The organism is Sphingomonas sp. PP-CC-3A-396 (genome assembly GCF_004343105.1).
GTDB lineage: Bacteria > Pseudomonadota > Alphaproteobacteria > Sphingomonadales > Sphingomonadaceae > Sphingomonas.
In genome coordinates, this window is the sequence record NZ_SLYF01000013.1 from 12,455 (window position 1) to 33,530 (window position 21,076).

Annotated in this window: 17 protein-coding genes; 9 read left to right on the forward strand and 8 right to left on the reverse strand. The window is 59.9% G+C overall.

Annotated elements, in window-relative coordinates:
- Positions 1-124: 124 nt before the first annotated feature.
- Positions 125-1,249, reverse strand: a complete 1,125-nt coding sequence (locus C8J40_RS19060; protein WP_165911521.1) for an acyltransferase — start codon at positions 1,247-1,249, stop codon at positions 125-127.
- A gap of 164 nt (positions 1,250-1,413) precedes the next feature.
- On the opposite strand from C8J40_RS19060, the gene C8J40_RS19065 reads away from it, so the two are divergent.
- Together C8J40_RS19065 and C8J40_RS19070 are read left to right on the forward strand one after the other, a co-directional pair.
- On the forward strand, positions 1,414-2,514 hold the full coding sequence (locus C8J40_RS19065) for a glycosyl hydrolase (protein WP_132898364.1): 1,101 nt from the start codon (positions 1,414-1,416) through the stop codon (positions 2,512-2,514).
- A gap of 45 nt (positions 2,515-2,559) precedes the next feature.
- The gene (locus tag C8J40_RS19070; RefSeq protein ID WP_132898365.1) at positions 2,560-3,720 is read left to right on the forward strand and encodes a glycosyltransferase; all 1,161 of its coding nucleotides are present in this window, start codon (positions 2,560-2,562) and stop codon (positions 3,718-3,720) included.
- A 1-nt stretch (position 3,721) separates the two neighbouring features.
- On the opposite strand, the gene C8J40_RS19075 is transcribed toward C8J40_RS19070, so the two are convergent.
- The 7 genes from C8J40_RS19075 to C8J40_RS19105 all read right to left on the reverse strand — a co-directional run bounded on the left by C8J40_RS19075 (position 3,722) and on the right by C8J40_RS19105 (position 13,113).
- Positions 3,722-5,089: a hypothetical protein gene (locus tag C8J40_RS19075; protein WP_132898366.1), complete on the reverse strand. Its 1,368-nt coding sequence runs from the start codon at positions 5,087-5,089 to the stop codon at positions 3,722-3,724.
- A gap of 194 nt (positions 5,090-5,283) precedes the next feature.
- Positions 5,284-6,435, reverse strand: a complete 1,152-nt coding sequence (locus C8J40_RS19080; protein ID WP_132898367.1) for a glycosyltransferase family 4 protein — start codon at positions 6,433-6,435, stop codon at positions 5,284-5,286.
- Positions 6,436-6,487: 52 nt separating this feature from the next.
- On the reverse strand, positions 6,488-7,819 hold the full coding sequence (locus tag C8J40_RS19085) for a hypothetical protein (RefSeq protein ID WP_132898368.1): 1,332 nt from the start codon (positions 7,817-7,819) through the stop codon (positions 6,488-6,490).
- The gene (locus C8J40_RS19090) at positions 7,816-8,718 is read right to left on the reverse strand and encodes a glycosyltransferase family 2 protein (protein WP_165911523.1); all 903 of its coding nucleotides are present in this window, start codon (positions 8,716-8,718) and stop codon (positions 7,816-7,818) included. The genes C8J40_RS19085 and C8J40_RS19090 overlap by 4 nt, the downstream gene beginning before the upstream one ends.
- A gap of 84 nt (positions 8,719-8,802) precedes the next feature.
- A complete protein-coding gene (locus tag C8J40_RS19095; RefSeq protein ID WP_132898370.1) occupies positions 8,803-9,891 on the reverse strand; it encodes a cell wall hydrolase in 1,089 nt (362 codons plus the stop codon).
- Positions 9,892-9,979: 88 nt separating this feature from the next.
- Complete coding sequence (locus C8J40_RS19100) at positions 9,980-11,362, reverse strand: HlyD family type I secretion periplasmic adaptor subunit (RefSeq protein ID WP_132898371.1); 1,383 nt, start codon at positions 11,360-11,362, stop codon at positions 9,980-9,982.
- Between the two features lie 2 nt (positions 11,363-11,364).
- Positions 11,365-13,113 (reverse strand): type I secretion system permease/ATPase, encoded by a 1,749-nt coding sequence (locus C8J40_RS19105; protein ID WP_132898372.1) that lies wholly within the window; start codon positions 13,111-13,113, stop codon positions 11,365-11,367.
- Positions 13,114-13,299: 186 nt separating this feature from the next.
- Here C8J40_RS19105 and C8J40_RS19110 point away from each other — a divergent pair, with 186 nt between their 5' ends.
- The 7 genes from C8J40_RS19110 (at position 13,300) to C8J40_RS19135 (ending at position 21,025) form a co-directional block, all read left to right on the forward strand.
- Positions 13,300-13,980 carry a transglutaminase-like cysteine peptidase gene (locus tag C8J40_RS19110; protein ID WP_132898373.1) on the forward strand — a complete coding sequence of 227 codons (681 nt, stop codon included), beginning with the start codon at positions 13,300-13,302 and terminating at the stop codon, positions 13,978-13,980.
- A 126-nt stretch (positions 13,981-14,106) separates the two neighbouring features.
- The gene (locus C8J40_RS19115; RefSeq protein ID WP_132898374.1) at positions 14,107-14,712 is read left to right on the forward strand and encodes a polysaccharide biosynthesis/export family protein; all 606 of its coding nucleotides are present in this window, start codon (positions 14,107-14,109) and stop codon (positions 14,710-14,712) included.
- A 91-nt stretch (positions 14,713-14,803) separates the two neighbouring features.
- On the forward strand, positions 14,804-14,974 hold the full coding sequence (locus tag C8J40_RS20465; protein ID WP_165911524.1) for a hypothetical protein: 171 nt from the start codon (positions 14,804-14,806) through the stop codon (positions 14,972-14,974).
- Positions 14,975-15,132: 158 nt separating this feature from the next.
- Complete coding sequence (locus C8J40_RS19120; RefSeq protein WP_165911525.1) at positions 15,133-16,290, forward strand: outer membrane beta-barrel protein; 1,158 nt, start codon at positions 15,133-15,135, stop codon at positions 16,288-16,290.
- 67 nt (positions 16,291-16,357) lie between these two features.
- Positions 16,358-18,490, forward strand: coding sequence for a polysaccharide biosynthesis tyrosine autokinase (locus C8J40_RS19125; protein ID WP_165911526.1), 2,133 nt, complete (start codon positions 16,358-16,360; stop codon positions 18,488-18,490).
- Between the two features lie 43 nt (positions 18,491-18,533).
- The gene (locus C8J40_RS19130) at positions 18,534-19,667 is read left to right on the forward strand and encodes a glycosyltransferase (RefSeq protein ID WP_165911527.1); all 1,134 of its coding nucleotides are present in this window, start codon (positions 18,534-18,536) and stop codon (positions 19,665-19,667) included.
- A 119-nt stretch (positions 19,668-19,786) separates the two neighbouring features.
- On the forward strand, positions 19,787-21,025 hold the full coding sequence (locus tag C8J40_RS19135; RefSeq protein WP_165911528.1) for an O-antigen ligase family protein: 1,239 nt from the start codon (positions 19,787-19,789) through the stop codon (positions 21,023-21,025).
- Positions 21,026-21,076: the final 51 nt, after the last annotated feature.

Genomic DNA, 21,076 nt, shown 5'->3' on the forward strand with positions numbered 1-21,076 from the left:
CACCGTACTGCCGATCGGGATTGTATCATGCGTGCCTCACTACCGAGCAGTTGTCTTGATATCGGCGCGCCTGACGTACGGGCGATTGTGCCGGGGGTAAAGCATACCGCAACGCGGTCGGCGGTCAGAGCGGCGTGTGTCGGTCGGCTACCGACATCGTGAGCGAACTCCGTTTCGCATACCAACCGCTCAACCGGCGCCGCGCCGGGTTTTCGAAGAGCGTATAGGATAGATAGGCGAACGCAAAGGTGACAGGTACCGCCAGCACTACCACGCAGGTTATGGCGGAGTCGCTGGCATGCAAAATCTTTTTCGCGATCAGGCTGATGAAGATCAGATCAACGATCGGGTGGATCAGATACAATGAGTAGGTCAGCGCTGCCAGCGGCGCCACGGCTCGCGCCACGCGCGATGGACGCGCGCGAGCGTCAGCAGCGATGGCGGACAGCACCGAGGCGAAAGCCAAAAATACGAGCAGCGTCTCATTTGTGCCAAGCAGCATTAATACGAGAATCAGGCCGAGTATCGACCACATCAAAGCCTCGCCGCCCGGCAGCGCGATGATCCGGTGCCGGAAGTCGTAACTGGCGACCCCGAGTAGAAACGACGGCACGGCGCGCACGAAGCCATAGTCGAAAGACAGACCCGACCAAGGCTTTGCCGATCCCTGGGGCCAGTGCGTCGCAACGCAAACCCACCAGATCACGCCAACAAACAGCGTCATAAATTTCCATCGCCGCAGGAATAATATTACAGGTAAGCAACAATATATAAGCATCTCTGCGCTAATCGACCAGCTAACAGGGTTAAACGTCAAAGTTCGGCACATATTTATTGATTGCAATAACGCCGCATTTACCCAGAAACATCTCAGATCGAATTGACCTGGATTACGTACATGTATGTCCGTTAATATGATGATCATAGAAAATGTTACAAATATAATCAACGTTGCGAAATGAAGTGGGTATAACCTGGCAATCCTCTTCCACAAAAATAGAAGATACTCTGATACCGTATCGATATTATTATAAAATCGGATGATGACGAAGCCGGAAATAAAGAAAAACATATCGACCACGATTTCAAGTCCGCCGAGACGATCTATAATGGTCTGAAAGACGCCGGATACGACCAGATGGCCGCGAAAATGATAAATCATGATCGCGAGCGACGCCACGATACGGAGCACATCGAGGTGAACCATGTCGTTCGGTGCCGTCCTGATCTTCGGGACCGGAACTTTCATTACCATTTTCTCCGGCCTGACTCGGGACAGCCTTTTAAGCTGCAATGCAAAAAAAAATGCTCCGCAGGAGCCGACCGGTGGTAAAGATGTGTGCGTTGCGTAGGCAATAGCGAATAGCGTTTCGACCGCCGACGATTAGCCACTTTAGGCAGGAATATGACCGGATGGCCTTTTCAAATCCCGCAAAGGCAAAGCACGCGAATATTGCCGGGCGCTCGGCGATCATCCTCATTGCTGCGGCTGTTGCTGTCGCGGGGGGCGCGCTCATTGGCCTCAAGCATATCGCAGATCCGGGCGCAGCGCCGGCAGAGGCGGCACCACTTCCAGTTGCGATGCCATTACCAGCCACGGTCGAATTTGGCGCGCATGTCGGTGCGGGTTGCGACGGCCGGGCAGCTATTCCTGCGTTCGAGGCATTAGCGGGCCGCAAGTTGCAACGAACCGTCGACGCGATCGATCAGCGCGATTGGAAAAGCATGCGATCAAGTGCAGGGTGGCTGTCGCATTGCTGGTCGGACGCGCCCATCAACCTGACGATATCCGTACCGATGATCCCGAACGGCACGCAATCGACGCTCGCGCAAGGCGCCAAAGGCGTCTATGATGATGTCTTTCGTGAGATCGCCACGACGTTGGTTAAAGACAGGCTGGCGCATGCTACGTTGCGGATCGGTTGGGAATTCAACGGCGATTGGATGCCTTGGAGCGCCGCAAAGGACCCGACGTCCTACATCGCCTTCTTTCGTCGGATTGTCGGCATAGTGCGCGCGGTGCCGGGGCAGTATTTCACGATCGAATGGACCCCTGGGGTCGGTCGCCACGCAATCGCTCCCGATCGCGCCTATCCGGGCGACGACGTGGTCGATCTGATCGGCATGGATGTTTATAATGAATTCTGGGATCGCTCTTATACGGATACGCATATGCGCTTCGGGTGGTTGCGCGATCAGCCTTACGGTATGGCCTGGCTGCGTGATTTCGCCGCGGCGCACCGCAAGCCGACCGCTTATTCGGAGTGGGGATCGGGCACGCGGCCCGACGGCCATGGCGGCGGCGACGATCCGTATTTCATCACGCAGATGGCGATATGGTTCGCAGCGACACGTCCTGCCTATCAGAGCTATTGGGAAGTCAACGATCCCGGACACTATGACGACACGCTGGCGTCCGGACATCATCCCAGGGCAGCGGCAGCGTTCAAGGCGGCATTTGCCGCACCGTCCACATCATCGCGCCAGGCCAACGGCGCCGGAAAGCCGCTCTGAAATGATCGGCGCAAGAAACAGCGAACGGGTGCAAGGGGGATTTTCATGACGGCAGTAACCTACTGGTTGGGTGCATTGGGATTGCTGGCGCTGATCATCGCGCTTCACCCTTTCCTCACCTACCCGCTTTCCCTGGCGCTGTTCGCCAAGCGAACGCCGCTCGAACCAGCGGCGCCAAATCCGTCGGCGAAGCGGCCGACCTTGGCGCTTTGCACCTGCGCATACAACGAAGAGCGTGTGATCGTCGCGAAGGTGGAATCGCTACTGGCGATGCAGGCGGCCTATGGTCCGGCAACTATCCATGTCTATGTCGACGGTACGTCGGACAGCACGGCTGAGTTGCTGGCACCCTATGCCGATCGCATCGACCTGGTCGTATCCCCACAGCGCCAGGGCAAGACCGCAGGACTTAACCTCCTCGTCGCGCGCAGCGAGAGCGAACTCATCGCCTTCACCGACGCCAATGTCGTGGCACCCGCCGATGGCCTGATCGAACTTACCGCGCCTTTTTCACAGGCGTCGATCGGCTGCACGAGCGCAAGGCTGGTCTACAGCAACGAAGACGAGTCCGCGACAAGCAGCGCGGGATCCGCCTATTGGAAAATCGAAGAGTCGCTCAAGCGCATCGAAAGCGAGACCGTGGGCGTAATCGGCGTCGACGGGGCCTTTTTCGTTCTTCGCCGCGCGCTTTACGAGCCGGCACCGCCCCATCTGATCGATGATCTCTATGTCACGTTGCTGATCCTCGCACGCGGATTCAAGGTGCTGACCGTGGAACATGTCGTCGTCGAGGAACGCAGTGCGACGCTGTGGCATGAAGAGTTTCGTCGCAAGCGTCGCATCGCGTGCCAGGCGCTGAACGTGCACCGTGCGTTATGGCCGCGCCTGCGCAAGATGCCGTCGATGACCCTCTACGCCTATCTTTCGCACCGCTGGATCAAGTGGATGATGCCGTTCACGCTGGTGGCGAGTGGTGCGTTCTTCGCGGCTGCCCTAGCCAGCATGATCGGTGGGCTTCCCACGATCCTGCTCATCGTGTTGGGATCCGCCCTATTGGCGGGCGGCGCGCTGATCCGGTTCAAACCGGCGACCATGATACTGACCGCTCTCGCCAGCCTGGCTGGCGTGGGGGCCGGTATTATGAAATCCGTATTCCAGCGCGAAACCTACACCGTCTGGGCTCCAGCGGAATCGGTGCGCGGATAAGTTAGCTGGAGTGTGGGCGATCGCGAACCGCGGACCGCGGTGGGCAATCGCGTCGCAGCCGTCCTGAGCGGATCATGCCGACAGCGCGATTGGGCACAAACAGGCTGGACAGCAGCAGACCGTAATAGGTGTTGACAGGGATCAGCAGCGCGCCACCGAGCATGTTGAACAGCATGAATACCGGCCACGTGATGATGAGCGGAACGCCTGCGGTGAAAAGACAATAGGTCATCCAGGCGGTGAACAGCAGCGCCGCAGGGATACCATATTCGATCGATAACTTCGTCAGCGGTAGGAAAACCGTCGTCAAATCGGTGTGGAACGGGCTGACATTGCCTGCACCAATGCCAAACAGCGCATGATCGGAATCGACCGAGGCGCTCTTCGCGGCAACGACGAAATGGTTCACAAACCGTCCATTGCCACTGGTATTGGGTTTGCTGAATTCGCTTGAGCGGTTAATCGCGTTGTCGAGTACCCCGGTATATGCGGCCATACCCAACGCCAGCGGCAGGACGACGATACCTGCCACCACGAGCTTGATGCCGACATAGCGCAGAACGAATGGCAGCGCCGCCAACGTCATGACCATGCCCGTTCCACCCAGCGTAGCGAGCTGCGCTATGAACAAATAGGCCAGGGTAGATATTCGCCGAAACAGACATAATTCGACAACGACGGTGATCGCAAGTAATTGGGATGCGTTTGATGTTTCCATCATAAAGAATCCATTTGGCTTATAGTATTTCGAAAAATAGTCTATTTTTTGAATATAATTGAAACCGGGAAATATAAAACCACCCGGAACAAAATCTTCAATACTCAGCATTTTCATGCCGGCGAACTGTTGGAGCCACTGGAGATAGACAAAAGTCGCTACGATGATGCCGATCCACTGCAGGCATCTGATCATTTTCAGGTAAAATGTCCGTCGAACATTGACGACTATGATGAATGGCAGGTGGATGAATACGAGAAAAACGACCGCATTGACGGAAAAGCTGGGATGGAGAGGCGACAGCAATGTGACCAGGACACACGTTGTCATGACCGCGACGTAGCCGATCATGCGGACCGGATCGATGACGCCGACATTGCGCACTACCAGCACCATTACCAACGCGTAGGTGGAATAAAATCCAACTTCGATGATCATTGGAAAGGCGATTTTCTGACTGAGAATCAGGAAGGCGAGAGCCGCACATGCTAACCGAAGCAGCAATCTTTCCCCGCTGCCCAAAGGGGCGTCAATGATCTGACGCATGGTTGCCTGTCCCCATGGCATCCGATCGAGATCTGTCAGCTCGGACGACCCGGTCCAGCCACCTCGTGGACTATCGCGGCGAGACGGCGAAAGGAATTGCGGCATCTGAACTCCATAATCAATCGATCGACCGTCACAGCCGTACGCATTTATCGCTGCCGCGCAAAAAATGCCTGATCCTTCCAGGCAGCGATCGCGATGCTCTAGTGTCGTTTTAGCAAGCTGCTCGTTCGATAGAAACCACTGAGAAAGAAGCACCTAACCGCACCGATGCAAGCCGGATTAGGTCCAGCTATGGTTCAGCGCGTCGATCGAAGATCCGCCAGGGCTTCAGCGAACCCCGCTTCGTAACTGTCCGCCATACGCGCCAAGTCGAAGGTCCGCGCGACCTCTTCGCCGTTGGCTGCGATTCTCGCGCGCTCGGCAGAATCGCCCAGCAGCGCAATGACCGCCCGCGCAATATGCTCGCTCGACGGTGGAGCGATCATAACGTCGCGGCCATTCTGCAAGAAATCAGAGGCAAAGCCGGTGGCGCCGCTCACCGCGGGCATGCCGAAGCACATCGCCTCGGCAAGTGCCAAGCCGAACCCTTCGGACAGCGAGGGAAATAAGAAAATCGTAGCTCGTTTGAACAGGACCGCCTGCTCGGCGACGCTGACGCGTCCCAAGACACCGATCGATTTGCGGTCCTCCGGCGCGAATTCAGGCAGCAACTGGGCGGGCTTCATACCGGTACCGCCGATAGTCAAGCGAACATCGGGATACCGCGAGCGAATTTGGCGAAAGGCGCCTGGCAGATATTGTGCGCCCTTACGCGGCTCCCACGAGGCGAACCATAGCAGCTCGATCGTCCCGTCGCGATCGATGCGCGCGCCCTTGCTCGCCTCGATCAACGAGGGATGGACTGCGGCCGGGATCATCGTCAACGCATGCCCCGACAACCGATGATCGCGGATCCATGCGAGATCCCGCAGGTTTTGTACGATCGTCAGATCCCCCGTTTGAATGCCCCGATCGTCCCAGCGGCATTGCAACGGTCCCGAAAGCCGCTTGTACAACCGCCGGCGCAAACTGTAGCCGAGTATCTCTTGCGTGACGGCGGCCAGGTGATCGTAGACGGTCAAGCCGTGGAGATGATTGACCAGCAGCGGACGGTTCGCCTTGCTACGCAACTGCGCGAAGAGCGGCGCCGCCATGCCCGACGACGACATGACAACGTCATAGTTTTTACCCTCAACCTGCCGTGCACCGAACCGGCTGAGATACGACGGCATCGCCAAGCGTTGGGCCGCAAGCTGCGCGCGCCGGTTCTGGGGGAGCCCCATCGATTCCATATGAAACAGGTCTACCGAATGCCCGCGCGCGCGCAGTTCGGCGGTCAGCATATGGTAAATGCGCGACGCCCCCCCGTTCTCGTCGTCCGGTGAGTGGGAGAGAAAGAGGATTCTCATCGGCAGCACTTTCAGCCCCTTAAAAAATCGCGTGTAGCAGACGATGCGACGGTCATCGCCGTGTCAATTCAGCACGAGCCGCATCCTGCGTCGCCGGTGTCACGACGCGGTGAAAAAGCATCTGGTAGACGATAGCATAGCCAATATAGACAACGACATACGCGGCCATGAACGTATCAAAGCTGAGCCGCACCACAAACGTTACAAGCGTCAGCACCGTCATACCGATCGATGCGCCCATTGCGAGACGCGTGATCTGACTGAACTTACCGATCGCACCCAGAAAAGTTCCTGCGGCTGCCTGAAAAAGGATCGCAGCCAGCATAAAAACCATAGTCCACGTTATTTCCCGATCGATCGGAACCGCATGATTCAGCAGCACTGCAAAAAGCCGTTGCCCGAACAACAGCAGAAGCGCGGACGCCCCGATCAGGGGTATCAGGCCGAGCGCAATGGCGCTGCGCTGGTATTTCTTCACTTCACCTAGATTGCCTGCGTGAAAGGCGCGTGTTTGAAACGGAAGTGCCGTCTCCAGTGCAACACTGAACGCAGTCCCGCCGAAGCGGCAGATTTTGTAGAATAGGTCGTAGACAACAAGCGGAGCCGCACTGCCGAACAATACGGGTATCAGCATGTACGGAAAATTGTAGATCGCGAAGTCAAGGCTCGTCAGTCCACCGGTCAGGAACAAGCCGGACCGGTTTTCGGCTATAAAGCCCGCGAGAATACGGGGCGACGATCGACGGACGCGGATCCCGCGCTTTGCAATCAACACAAAGGCCGCGGCGAACGCCACGATCCAGATAACCACGCTCAGAACGGCAAATCCGCTGAACCCCAGGCCATTTAGCATCCAGGCCGCAACGATCAGCATGACCACGCGCCGTGCAAGTTCGATTATCTCGATCGCGACGAATTGGTCGACTGCAGTCGCGATCCGGCGGATAAGTGTCCAGGGCAGTCCAAGTACCGTTGCGAGGAAATAAAGCGTCAATGCGACTTTGAGAGCGACACCCAGCCCAGGCAATAGCGTGATAGCTATCGCCGCAACAGCGGAAGCGCCAAGCGCGATACTGATGTAAATGAGCAATGCGTGGTTTACGAACCCGAGCCGGCTCGGCAGCAAACCGTCAATAAAATTACGCCGCACGTCGGCATAGACGAACCCCGAGAAACCCAGGTCGGCGCTGAGGACATAGTTGCCGATCGCCGCCATGAAAATCAGCCAGGGGTAAAGCGTCGGTCCCACGGTACGGATGAGCACGAAGATCAGCGCGAACTGATAGGCGGTGATCGCGCCCAGATTCGCGACCTTCAACAGTAGCAGGAGTTGCTTCACGTGCCGGGCGGCAAACGACGGCCGCCCCTCAGCCACCTCTGTCATGCGGGTTTGCGATCGGTCAGACGTGTTACTACGTTATACAGGGGCGGACGCACGAAACTGCGCCAGAACAAATATGCTGCCGACAGTGATTTGACCAAGAGCCGCGGATGGCGATTGCCCGACCGGCGGCGATAGGCGGCATGGTATTTATCGATGAAATAGCCGTCGTAATGAACCGACCACCGAAACCGCTGCCATTCGCTGACCCGTTGTCCGCCGGTTCGGACTTCGGACATCGGCATGTGGATCGTGTGCGTCGCATTGGTCACCCAGATCGACTGACCATTGACGTAAAGGTTCATCTGGTAATCGCTTTCCTCGCGATACCCGTTGCCCTTGGCATAATGGCCGTCGAACGGAAATTGCGTCAGCAGATCGCGACGGGTCAGGATATTGGCGATCGTGAACGGCACCTCCATCTCGCCACTGAAATGCGCGCCATTGACGATCTGCAGCAGGACATGCTGGAAGAAGGGGCGTCGACGAGATCCCGAGCCAAAACGCTCCAGCGCCTGCTCAGGCCGCTCGCCGTCACGCATATAGACGCGGCGGCCCGAAACCGCGCCCGCCTGGCGGCGCTGCAGCAGCTCCAGGCACGTCGCGGCATAATCGGGCTCGAGATATTCATCGTCATCGCAGAACAGGATGTAGTCATTGCTGGCCAGCTTGGCGCCACGCTGACGACTAAAGGCCGCGCCCCGACGCTCGTCGTTGCGAATATGCCGACAGGTTACGGCCGGAAATTGGGGCGCGAGTGCCGCGAGCACTGCGCTGGTCTCATCGTCGCCAGCATCGTCGAGCAGAATCAGTTCGGTGATACCAGGCTGCGACAAATAGGATGGGAGCACTTTCCGAAGCGTATAGGCCCGATTGCGCGTCGGCACGACCATGGTAATCATCGGCATTCCCCCAACCAACTGAACATGCGTAGATTTTGCAGCGCAGCACAGCCTATCTGTAAAGTTCGTATTCGCGGCAAGCTTTTAAAGCGGCAAGCGTCGTGTCATCGGCGGTCTAGGCACGACGAACACAGGTTTTTTGGATTTGGCGTCCTGTGATGGCGGTGGCGTCACTTTCGACGGTTCGGGAATGGGCAAACGAGTGCTTGCAGGATCAGGCGTGATCGACTGCGGTTCCCGGATCGACATCTGGTCGCTCACCGTCGAAGGCATCGGCACCGTAACGATAGTGCTGGGCATCACCAGCGGTGGCGGTAGAACCGGCGCGGGAACGACCATCGCCATCGCTGCGATATCGGGTTCGCCACCTGCATAGCGGGCGGTGAAAGATGGCGGCAGTCCCCAGGCACCGATGCCGCGATAGAAAATGTGGAGCCCAACCGCCGCAACCTTCAGCAAAGAGGGCTGCCAATAGGGCGCGACGTATATCGCGTGATAATGCGTGGCATGGCCGATACGCGGCTCGACATGCCCGCCCAGGGCAGCCAGCGCGTTGACGCGCGCGCGTTCCCACAAATCATTGTCGATCTTCTTCGACATCGCCCCGTCACACGTGAACGTGAACTGGCACCCGGTCGGGCGATCCGATCCTTGGAACACGACGCCGCAGACGGTTTTGGGAAAGGCGAAATGCCGCACCCGGTTCAACACGACCTGCGCGACCGCGCGCTGCCCCGATGCCGGTTCAAGCGCAGCCTCGAAATAGATCGCGGCGGTCAGGCAATCGGTCGCGCGTTGAATGTCCACCGGGGTTGCCTTGCCCAACTGGAAGATCGCTGCGGCAGGATTTGGTTCCGTCGACATGGGAACCGTCGCATTGTACGCGATTGCCTGATCGCGCGTCATCGGCTGTGCCTGTAACGGTTGCAGCAAAGCCTCGGTCATTGCGTCATCAAGCTGAACAGGCGCGTCCGGATGCGCAACCGGACCGGTTGTCGCGACCACGGGGGGTGGCGGAACAATCCGTGACACCGTTGGCCGGTTTACCACCGTCAGAAATATCGCGACACCGATCGCAAACAGCATCGCCATGGCGCCCAGGACGACGATGCCGAGCAATTCGGGACGCGCCCGGATACGCATCCAGTGCAGGGACAAGGATCCTAGTTCCATCGACGCGCTTCTACAGCCGCCCCGCGCGCAAAGCGAGCAAACGGTGGCAACACACTATCCCACAATGGATCAAAATTCGCGCGACGGATCAAGATTCGTGCAACGAGCCCGTCAGGGTCTGCGTCAGCGGTTCGAACCAGTAACTGAGGGCGCTGCGAGGACGCAGGGTAACCATGACCTGCACGGGATTGCCAGGGCGCAGCACCCCTATACGACCTTGCGAACGCCGCAGGCGCGCCAGCTCGGCGGGGCTGACGCCAACGTTCATCGTATAGAAGGACTGCCCGGTACGTTCGTCGGTAAAGCTGTCGGCGGATACGCGCGACACTATGCCGTCGAGGATAGGGACATCACGGCCATGCAAGGCGACGATCCGCAGGCGAGCCGCCTGCCCCGCGTGCAGCTGATTGACCTCGGTGACGGGAACACGCGCCTCGATGGTAAGGGAACGATCGTCGGGAACGATATCCATCAAGGTCATGCCGGGTGCAGCCACGGCGCCGGTACTATGGGCCTGCAAACCGACCACGGTGCCTGAGACAGGTGCACGAACCTGCGTACGCGCGACCTGCGCGCGCGCGCCTGCCCATTGCGGCAACAGTGTCTGGAGCTCGGTAAACGCCTCGCGCAGCCGCGTCGTGGTTGCCTGCATCTCGTCGAACCGGGTCTGGCGTATCTGCAGCCGGGTTTCGCTTGCAACACTATGCAGCCGGGCAGTTTCGGATACGAGCGCCCCTGCGGATCCGTCAAGATCGGCAACGCTGCGCTGCATCTCAAGGACACGGTTCTTCGACGCATAGCCCTTGTCGGCAAGGCTCTGAATGCCTGCAAGTTCGCTTTTCAGCAAATGACGCTGCGTATCCGCCGAACTGCTGCGCACGCGGTATCCGCTGAGTTGGTCGCCGACCTGCGCAACGCGTTGCCCCAGGACTGCGCGTTGCGCATCACCCGCCGCACGCCGGGCCTGGAGTTGCAACGCAGCACTGGCCAATGCCCGCTCGCCCTCCACCTTGTCGTCGCCGGTATAGGCCGCGAAGGCCGCAGGACGCATGACGCTGCCCCCCGAGCTTTCCGCCTGCAGCGCAGCTATCTCAGCCTGAAGACCGATCACGCGCGAAGCGAGCGCCCGCTCGTTGGCACGCGCATCGGTCGCGGCGAACTCGACGAGCAACTGGCCAGCGCGAACATGTGCCCCCTCCGCGACGTACAACGCCGAAATGCTCCCCTCGTCCATCGTCTGCAACTTACGGCGCTCGCCCGAGACTTTTACCGTCCCCTGCGCCGCGACCGCGGCGTCGAGTGGCGCAATCGCTGCCCAGCCGATCCCGACCGCCAGAAACGCGGTGATTACGATGCCTGCCATCCGCAGTTCGCGGGTCGGATCGCCATTGCCGCGCGAACGACCGCCTCGGCGCGCCGTATCGGGAAGAGCGATGGCGCCATCGTCGGTGATATGCAGGGATTGAGACATGATCAGGCCATCTTGTGGAGGTTGAGCGGACGCGCGATCGCATCGTTCAGCGGGCCAAAGCGAGCCACGCGACCGTTTCGCAGCATTAAAAGCTTGTCGACCGAAGCCAGGATGTCGCCGCTATGCGCCGCCAGTATTACCGTCACACCCTTCGCCTTCAAACAACTGAGCAGCTGGATTAGCGCATAATCCGCTTCCGCATCGAGATGGGCGTTAGGCTCGTCGAGAATGAGAATTTTCGGATCGCCGTACAGAGCCCGCGCAAGTGCGATCCGCTGGGTCTGCCCTGCCGACAGACCAACTCCGCCGTGACCGATCAGCGTTTCATAGCCTGCAGGCAGCCGGACGATCGAGTCGTGTGCGCCGACGGCCCGCGCTGCCGCGATCACCGCGTCATCTATCGCTTGCGGATCGGCGCCGGTCTCGCTCGCGAAACGCGAGATATTGCCCTTTACCGTGCCCGGAAACAGCGCGAATTCCTGCGGCAGATAGCCAAGATGCCGGGTAATCTGCGCGGGGTCCCAGTCGGCATATGCCGCGCCGTCGTACCGGACGACGCCGCGCGCGGGCGTCACCGCGCCGGCAAGCGCGCGCAACAGCGAGCTTTTGCCCGATCCGCTAAGCCCGACGATCCCGATCAATTCGCCCGGCTCAACGCGGAAGTTGATATCCGCAAGCGCGACGCGCTCGCTCTGCGGGGTCAGGACAGTGATCTGTTCGACGTCCACCAGGCCCGTGGGCTCGGGCAAACGGGTGCGGACGATGGGGACGCCCGCCTCCAGAATGCGACTGAGCTGACCATAGCTGTCGCGCGCCGCCATCAACCCCTTCCACGATCCGACCAGCTGTTCGATAGGCTGCACCGCCTTGGACAGCAGCAGCGACGCAGCGAATACCGCCCCGCCTCCGATCGCACCGTTAATCGCAAGATAGCCACCCAGCCCAAGAGCCGCAGATTGCAGAACCAGTCGTACGAACTTTATCAGACCGGTATGGTTGCCGTGCGCCAAGCTCGCCGTGATCTGCAGATCGTTTGCGACGGCACGGTCGCGTAACTGTCGTTCGATCAGCGCCTCGTGCATCCCCAAAGCGCGCACTTCGGCGGCATAGGCAGAGACGTGCCCCTGGCTGGCATACGCATCGGCAGCCGCAGCGTTCGCTTGCGCAAGCCGCCGGTGCGTCGCCCGTTCGTTGCTCCACGCGAGCAGGACAAGGAGCGCGCATGCCGCGACCGACATGGCGCCGAGGGCCGGATGGATCAGGAACGAGACCAGAATATATATCGGCGCCCAAGGCGCGTCGAAGGCGGCCAGCAACGCAGCACCACCTATCCCCTGGCGCAGCGTGTCGAACTGACGCATCGCCTCCGAACGCTCCTGCCGACTGAGCGAGGGCTGCGTGAGAACCGCGCGCAGCGTATCTTCCGACAGTACCGCGTCGAACCGCGCAGTGGCACGCACCATGAGACGCGAGCGGATCCAATCCAGGCATCCTATCACGGACAATCCGCCGAGACAGGCAAGGCTGAGCATCAGCAAGGTGGTGCCGCTGCCTGTCGATAGCACGCGGTCATACACCTGCATCATGTAGATGGTCGGTGTCAGATACAGGATATTAACGGTCGCGCTAATGACCAGTATTCCAAAGAAATGCGGTCGGCAGCGCCGCAGTGCGGCCTGCAAACGCACGTTCGCCGGACCGCCCTGTGACTGGCGTTTATCGTCATGAGACGACGAAAAGGACGGGGTCATTACATTCTCCAGCGTTGCGACCACGCAAGCGACGACGAAAACATACTCCCCAAGCGGTTAAAGTTTGGTTTGCCACCGCACCGTCGCTGCAGCGCCGCAAATCGTCGTTAATTGGCCATCAACGACATCTGTCCACGGGATGGGAGGACCTGCCCGCGTACCTCGATCGCTCAGGGAGGACAGCCCATGTTGCGATCAAGCATTTTCAGAACGACGATGTCGACTTGTGCCGGTTTACTTATGGTTTGGTGCACCACACCGGCGTTCGCTCATCCATTCGCCTCCGAAATGATCGAGGGCGATCCGACCGATCCTCCCGCAGGATATGTCGATCTATGCCAGCGAGACGGGCTTTTGTGTCAGCAACTTGCGGGTGTCCCCCCTGCTGGCAGTCCAAATGCCGCACCGATCGATGCGCGAGATCGCATGTTCCTGGTCAAGCACATCAACCGCTACGTTAACGCGAACGTCACGCAACGTGTGGACAGCGGCGCGCGCGATCAATGGAATCGGTCGGGAACCGGCCGTAATGCCGTGGGCGACTGCGAGGATCTCGCAATCGAAAAACGCCTGCGCCTGATCGAGGCGGGCTTCCCCGCGCAGGATCTATATTTCGCGATCGGATATCAGCGCAGAGCCGGACTGCACCTCGTCCTGGTCGCACGGACCGAGCAGGGCGATTATGTGCTCGATAGCCGCACGCCGTACATAAATTTCTGGGCCAAGGCGCCCTATGTATGGATCATGCGGCAGAGCACGGGGCAAAGCGATGTATGGCGCAGCACGTTGCCTGTATCGTCTCCATATTCTGCGCCCGTTCGTCATATGGCAGCGACCGAAATCGACGCCGCAGCACTTCGGTCTTGAACGCGTCAGTCCCATTTTGTAGCTAATTCAACAAACTGCGGCGTAAATCCGCATTTGCACATAGAGACGATTCCGCGCAAGGACGCGTCAATGGACCTTTTCGCTCCGTTTTTATAAGGCTTGACGATGCGCAAGGCGTGGACCGTAATGATAATGGTGCTGGTGGGTTGTGTGCTGCAATTGCATGCCGCTTCAGCCCAAAGCGCGACGCAAGTCCCTGCGACGACGCCATCCGCAATGTCGGCCACCACACCGACAAGCGCGATGGACGCCAGCGACTATACGCTGGGCGTTGCCGACAAAGTTCGCATCACGGTATTCAACGAGCCGTCGATGACCGGCGAATATCCGGTAAATGCCAACGGCAAGGTATCCATGCCGTTAATCGGCGAGGTTCAGGCTGCGGGCTCCACTGCGGGCGCGCTGCGGGTTAATATCGAGCGTATGCTGGCGGATGGATATCTGATCAATCCACGTGTCGGGATCGATGTGTTGACGTTCCGTCCCTTCTATATCCTCGGCGAAGTGACCAAGCCCGGCGAATATCCGAGCACGGCCGGCCTGTCGGTGATGAACGCAGTCGCCACGGCGCAGGGCTTTACCTACCGTGCGAACAAAAAATATGTTTATGTGAAGCGGTCGGGCAGCAGCAAAGAGCAAAAAATCAAGCTGACCAGCGACGTTATGATCATGCCGGGCGACACAATCCGCGTAGGTGAGCGATTTTTCTGACACATTGGCTTAGCCATCGATTGCGCTGGCGCCGTAAAGCGTAGCAAATATATGTAGGGTGGTAACGCGGCCGGATATACAGGGGGGCCCGATGAAGATTGATATTATAGTCGGTGCGCCGCTGCTTTCTGGTCCGTCTATCGCCTTTGGACAAACGCGGCTGACCTGTGGCTTGGGGACAGGCGTAACCTCCGGTGGAACGGCAATCATTGCCGGCCTGCCTTCCTTCAGCGTCGGCGTCGGATCGGACTATAGGCTTTGAAAATCCAGATGAAAAAGAGCGCGGCTTTCGGTGGGGCGTTACTGGCAACGATCGGCGCGGGTGGCGTAGCCTCGGCGCAGAACACCCAGAGTGTCGGCAGCTCCTTCCTTGCCTCCGAGGTTCCACTGGACGTCAGCCGCGGACGCAATGTTAGCGTAGTGGAACGGCCGCGCCCGGATTACGAAGCACTCGGCATTCGCCTGAACAGCTTTACGCTGTATCCACGCGTGCGATTGAGCGGCGGCTATTCGAGCAACGTCTATGGCCAGGAAAACGGTGCCACCGGCGATGCGTTCGCGGGCGTCGATCCCTCGGTCTATATCAATTCGAACTGGTCGCGAAACTCGCTGGCGATCAACGTTGGCGGTGCGTTCCGGCGGTTCGCAAGCGAGACGCCCAAAAACGAAAACGGCCTAGACGCTTCGGCTATCGGTCGGTTTGACCTCGGCAACAGCTATATCCAGGCGACTGGACGCGTCCGCCGCGCCTATGAATCGCAATATTCGGGTGCGTTTCCGGTAAACGCCGCAGAATCCGTGCAATATGTCGCATCGACGGGCGAAGTGCGCGGCGTCTATCAGGGCGGGCGCATCCGCCTTCTGGCGATTGGTGACGTTAATCGCTTCACCTTCCGCAACAGCCGCGCGCTCGACGGGTCGATTATCGCGCAAAATACGCGCGACCGGACCGTCGCACGGGGCAGCGCACGTGCCGAATTTGCCGCGACCCCGGATACCGCAGCCTTTGTGCAGTATACTTATGCCGATTCCTCGTATGATAGCAGGACAGCGATCGGCGGCCTTGGCAATCGCGATTCCAAGGAATCGCGGATCCTTGCGGGTGTGACATTCGATCTGACTGAGTTGATCCGCGGATCGGCAGGCGTCGGTTATGTCGACCGGCGCTATTCGTCGCCGGCATATGGATCAATTTCCGGCCTGTCCGCTGATGTGCGTATCGAATATTTCATTACGCAGCTGACCACGATCACACTGACCGGACGTCGGTTGATCGAGGACGCGGTGACGACGGGCTCGGGCGGCTTTTTCGCGAACAGGGTCGGACTGCGCGCCGATCACGAATTGTTGCGGAACCTGCTGGTCAACCTGCACGGTACGTATGAACGCGATGTGTTCAAAAATATCTCACGTCGCGACAGATACTATAATCTGGGGATCGGCGCCGATTTCTTCGCGAACCGCCGCGTTGGGATAAGCGGTGGCGTGGATTATCTCGATCGCGGATCGACGGGCGAGCCGCTCGGCCTGCGCTTCGATGAACTCCGCGGGTCGGTTTCGCTGCTCTACCAGATTTGATGTCAATCTTGTGCGCCGCGCGCGAGTGTTGGGTTAAATAGCTTCCGATATGAAACAGGAACGATCAATGAACGCGGGCACCTCCCCTCCCCCTTCGTCCGAATTGCAATCGCCACGCGGTTTCGATTTCGGCATGCTGATCGACCTGTTTGGGCGTCGCTGGCCTTTGATGGCTGCTGTCGTTGTGTTCGTGACCGTCGCGATGATCGCGGTGTCGTTGCTGGTGACACCGCAGTATAACGCCAATGTCAGGCTAAAGATTAATCCCCTCCAACGGGTCGACGTGTCGACAGCGCGTGATACGTCCGAGCAGCCCGATCAGAGCGTCGTCGATACCGAAGTCTCGATCATGCGCTCGCGCGACATCGCCGCCAGCGTGTCGGAGCGCCTGAAGCTCACGTCTGACGCGAGCTTCACGAAAGGCCTTGAGAAGGCGCGTGATCTCAACGATGCGATCGTATCGAAGCTGATCGCGAACGTGACCGTTACGCGCGAGCCATCGACCTATATCGTCAACATTGTCTACCGGGACGACGACGCCAACCGGGCCGCGCGGATCGCGAACGCATTCTCCGAAGAATATCTCGACGGCAGCGTCGAGCGGCGTACCGGAACGGCGGCACGTCAGGCGAAATGGCTCGACGCCCGGCTGGCTACTCTAGGCGACCAGGTCCAGAGCGCCGATGCCGCGGTCGCGCGATACCGCGCGCAGGCGGGCATCGTCGAAGGTGGAACGAGTGGTACAATCACCGACCAGCAGGTCGCGCCGCTTTCGAGCCAGCTTGCGACGGCGGAAGCCGAAGCGGCTGCAGCGCGCGCAAAGCTGGACGCCGCGCGCGGCCAGATCGCGCGCGGCGGCCTCGATGCCGTGTCGAGCGTCCTGAGTTCGGCAACGATCACCGAGCTGCGCCGTCAACGCGGCGAAGTGTTGCGCGAATTGGGGCAGATCAACGCGCGTTACGGTCCCCGGCATCCCGAGTCGATCCGCGTCGCCAACCAGTTGTCCGGTATCGACAAGGCATTGCAGGACGAGGCGCGTCGTATCATCGGCGGCCTGGAATCCGAATCGCGAGCAGCCGGCGCAAGCGCGGGTAGCTTGCGAGCGGATCTGACGCGGCTTCGTGGCCAGCAGGCGGGCGACACGCGCGCTGCAGTCACCGCTGCAAGCCTGGAGCGCCAAGCTGAAGCGAAGCGGACTGTCTATAACCAGCTTGCGCAGCAGGCGCAGCAGACTAATCAACAAGAGCGCAGCTCGGAACCGCAAGGGTCTGTGATCGAGAAAGCGACGGTCCCGTCACGGCCCTCATCGCCCAACAAGGTGCTCTACGCGCTCTTGGGTGTAGTGCTTGGAGCGGTGCTCGGTTTCTTGGCCGCGCTGTTGATCGAACTTCTTTCTACAGGTGTTCGGACCGTCGACGATGTCGAACGCGGCCTGGGCGTGTCGTTCCTGACATCGCTACCGCTGTTGTCGAGCCGACGGTTGAAGCGCGACGGCATGTCCGACATGTCGCCGCCCGACTATATCGCGGCCCGTCCCATGTCGACTTATGCCGAGGCGTTGCGCACGATCCGCACGTCCGCCATCCTCGCGGTACAGCCTCGTCCGCGCGTGATCTCGATCGTCTCTGCGGTCCCGGGCGAAGGCAAGAGCAGCACCGCAGCCGCGCTTAGCCGCGTCATGGCGCTCAGCGGCGACCGGATCGTGTTGGTCGATTGCGACATTCGTCGCGGCAGCCTGACCGCCCTTACGCCAGTCCCGCCCACCGCAGGTCTGATCGAAGTGCTTTCGGGTGAAGCAGAGCTCGACGCCGCGATCGTGCATGATAGTGTCAACGGGTTGGATATCCTTCCGCTCATCAAGCCGTCGTTCACGCCAAAGGATCTGTTCAGCGGCGACGCTATGCGCGCTCTGGTCGCGGAATTGTCCGATCGGTACGACTATGTCGTGCTCGATACACCACCCCTGCTTGCGGTTGCGGATGCCAGGACCTTGGCGGCCATGTCGGACACGACCGTGATGGTCGTCCATTGGCAGTACACGCCGCGGCGTGCTGTGCGTGCCGCGTTGTCGCTGCTCGAACAGGATGGGACGCCGCTGTCGGGAATCGTGCTGTCGATGGCCAGCGCCAAGGCAAAGTCCGTGGGTGCCGACAACCCGGCCTATTATTATTCGATGTATCGTCAGTATCACGAGGCCTGATCGCGCCATGGCGTCCTTTTCGCGCGTCGATGATCACGGCGCGATGACCGCCGTACTGCTCGATCCCTCGCTTTTCACCGGTCCCTACGATACCGGTTTAGGCGAGGGATTGGCGACCGCTCACGTCAGGTGTTTTTGGGCGGTGCGCCCGCTGCGCCGGGGGCAGCGGGGCGATCTGCCTGCTGCTGTCACGCGCCCGATCTTCTACCGTCACGTAGAAGATATCCGGTGGATTGGCGCCAAGGGACGCAAGATCTTAAAAAGCGCCGCGCATTTTATGGGATGGTGGCGGCTGCTGTGCCTGTTGCGCCGCAAGCATGCGGCGGTTCTGCATGTTCAGTGGGCGGTCATTCCCGTAGTCGACGCCTTCTTCATGCTGCTGGTAAAGCGCCGTCGGGCTGTCGTGATGACAGTGCACGACGCAACGCCGTTCAATGGCGAAACGATATCGTTCATCCAGACATTCGGCTTTTACTGGCCTGCCCGGATCTCGAATCGCGTCATCGTCCATACGCGATCCGCGTTGGAAACATTGGCCGCCAAAGGCATCGCACGCGACAAGATATCGATCATACCGCACGGGCCGCTCACCTTGGCGATCGAGCCTGCCGAGGCGCTGCCGCGACCGCTGCATCGTGATCCGCGCCTGACGTTCGTCATCTTTGGTCAGATAAAGCCATATAAGGGTATCGATATCCTGGTCGAGGCGCTGGGTATGATGGATCGGCCCGAGCGCGTGAGGATCATCGTCGCCGGTGCGCCGATGATGGACATGGCGCCGATCGAGGCAAGGATCGCCGAACTCGGTCTCGGCAGGGTCATCGAGCTCCGACTCGGCCGGCTGTCCGAGCCGGCAATGGCGGCCTTGTTCGACGAGGCGGACGGCTTCCTGTTTCCCTATCGCCAGATCGATGCGAGCGGTGTGTATTATCTCGTCCGCCCGCTGGGCAAATGGATCATCGCGAGCAAGGTTGGCGTGTTCGAAGAAGACTTCATTTCCGGCAGCGACGGCGAACAGGTAGAGCCCGCCAATCCCAGAGCGCTGGCCGATGCGATCGAGCGCGCCGCAGCGTCCCCACCGACACCGCGCCCTGCCAACGCAGGAACGTCATGGGCCGCAATTGGAGCGACGACCAAGGCGCTGTATATCGACGCAATCGATCGTTCGACGCGGTGACGCCCTACGCGGTCGCTCCTGCAAAGCCTTTCCGCTTGCAGCCCGCGAATAGATATACGGGTTTTCCCCGGCGCCGCCACGTCAACGGGGCCTCGCATACCGCGACCTGCCTGCTTACCATGCTCGTCTTCGCGCAGTTGGTCGACCTTGGCGCAAACACCACGCTATTTTCGGCGATCTCGGCAGTCGCCGACGTAATGGTAGCGATTATCGTTGTGATTTTGTTGCGGCCGGATCCCGTTCTCTGGCGATCGCTAGCGTCGGTGATCGTACCAATCATCGCCGCTCTGTTATGGGCCAGCATCCCATCCTTCGGACATGGTCCGACGCCGATCAGCGCCACAGTCGGGCTGGCCAATCTCGCCGGCGCATTCGCGTGCCTTGTCGCCGGATTTGCGATCGGTGCCAGGATGGGCCTGACGCGGCGTTTCATCGACGTCATCGTCGTTTTGGGACTAGCATATATCATCCTGTCCCTGGGCCTGCGGCAAGAGGATCCGTTGCACGTTTGGGGATATGACAAGGGCCTCGCGCAACAGCGTTTTACCGGCACGCTGCTCAATCCCAATGCAGCTGCCTGCACATTTGGCGTGATCGCTGTCTTGGCTGTCGGTCGGCTGCAGGTCGCTGTCCGGCAGAGCACCGGGCGCGGCTGGCCGATCCCCCTTCTGGCCATGGCGATGATCTGCGTATTGACGATTGCCCTCGGTCTCGCTGCATGCGCGCTGACAGGATCGAGGGCCAGCCTGGTCAGCAGTATCGTTGCGGTCGTCGCCTTGTTCGCCATTCCGGCCCGGCGCCGCCTACGATCACGGGGACGCGTGCGACGCGTCATCATGGCAGTCGCGATAGCGCTAATCTGCGCGGGGTTTTTCGCTTTTCTACAGGCGCCGGTCGCTGGGCGCTTCGAGACATTTTCAATCGATGCGGCTGATCGCTGGATGGCCTTAACACATCATCTGGCGCTCGCTAATCGCGCGCCATGGTTTGGTTATGGGCTCGGCTCATTTCCGACGGTGAACGCCGCGCACCTGACGCCTGCCAATGTCGATATCCTGTGGAATTTCGGCGCCGTACATAACATCGTCGTGCAAACCGCATTCGAGGCGGGCTGGCCCTTCCCTTGCCTGATGGCCGTTGCCGTGATCGCGGGCATTCGGATCCTCGTTCGGGCACGGAAATTGGATTCTGCGGACCCGCTTATGCTGGCGCAAACATTTGCCGTGACGCTGGTCTTCGCCTGCGCATGCGTCGACATCACGCTGAGTATTCCAGCGCTCGTCGCCCTGACCGCCGTCCTCTCAGGCACCGTGCTGGGCCGCGCCGACCGCGCTCGATCCTCTCAGGTCGTCGTCTGACCGCGCGTCCGGCGGCCATGATGGCCACGCTCAGGCGCGACGGTGATGCCG

Coding starts and splice junctions, on each gene's coding strand:
- C8J40_RS19060 (WP_165911521.1), bottom strand. CDS start 1,249: ATGAAAGTTCCGGTCCCGAAGATCAGGACGGCACCGAACGACATGGTT.
- C8J40_RS19065 (WP_132898364.1), top strand. CDS start 1,414: ATGGCCTTTTCAAATCCCGCAAAGGCAAAGCACGCGAATATTGCCGGG.
- C8J40_RS19070 (WP_132898365.1), top strand. CDS start 2,560: ATGACGGCAGTAACCTACTGGTTGGGTGCATTGGGATTGCTGGCGCTG.
- C8J40_RS19075 (WP_132898366.1), bottom strand. CDS start 5,089: ATGCCGCAATTCCTTTCGCCGTCTCGCCGCGATAGTCCACGAGGTGGC.
- C8J40_RS19080 (WP_132898367.1), bottom strand. CDS start 6,435: ATGAGAATCCTCTTTCTCTCCCACTCACCGGACGACGAGAACGGGGGG.
- C8J40_RS19085 (WP_132898368.1), bottom strand. CDS start 7,819: ATGACAGAGGTGGCTGAGGGGCGGCCGTCGTTTGCCGCCCGGCACGTG.
- C8J40_RS19090 (WP_165911523.1), bottom strand. CDS start 8,718: ATGATTACCATGGTCGTGCCGACGCGCAATCGGGCCTATACGCTTCGG.
- C8J40_RS19095 (WP_132898370.1), bottom strand. CDS start 9,891: ATGGAACTAGGATCCTTGTCCCTGCACTGGATGCGTATCCGGGCGCGT.
- C8J40_RS19100 (WP_132898371.1), bottom strand. CDS start 11,362: ATGTCTCAATCCCTGCATATCACCGACGATGGCGCCATCGCTCTTCCC.
- C8J40_RS19105 (WP_132898372.1), bottom strand. CDS start 13,113: ATGACCCCGTCCTTTTCGTCGTCTCATGACGATAAACGCCAGTCACAG.
- C8J40_RS19110 (WP_132898373.1), top strand. CDS start 13,300: ATGTTGCGATCAAGCATTTTCAGAACGACGATGTCGACTTGTGCCGGT.
- C8J40_RS19115 (WP_132898374.1), top strand. CDS start 14,107: ATGCGCAAGGCGTGGACCGTAATGATAATGGTGCTGGTGGGTTGTGTG.
- C8J40_RS20465 (WP_165911524.1), top strand. CDS start 14,804: ATGAAGATTGATATTATAGTCGGTGCGCCGCTGCTTTCTGGTCCGTCT.
- C8J40_RS19125 (WP_165911526.1), top strand. CDS start 16,358: ATGAACGCGGGCACCTCCCCTCCCCCTTCGTCCGAATTGCAATCGCCA.
- C8J40_RS19130 (WP_165911527.1), top strand. CDS start 18,534: ATGACCGCCGTACTGCTCGATCCCTCGCTTTTCACCGGTCCCTACGAT.
- C8J40_RS19135 (WP_165911528.1), top strand. CDS start 19,787: ATGCTCGTCTTCGCGCAGTTGGTCGACCTTGGCGCAAACACCACGCTA.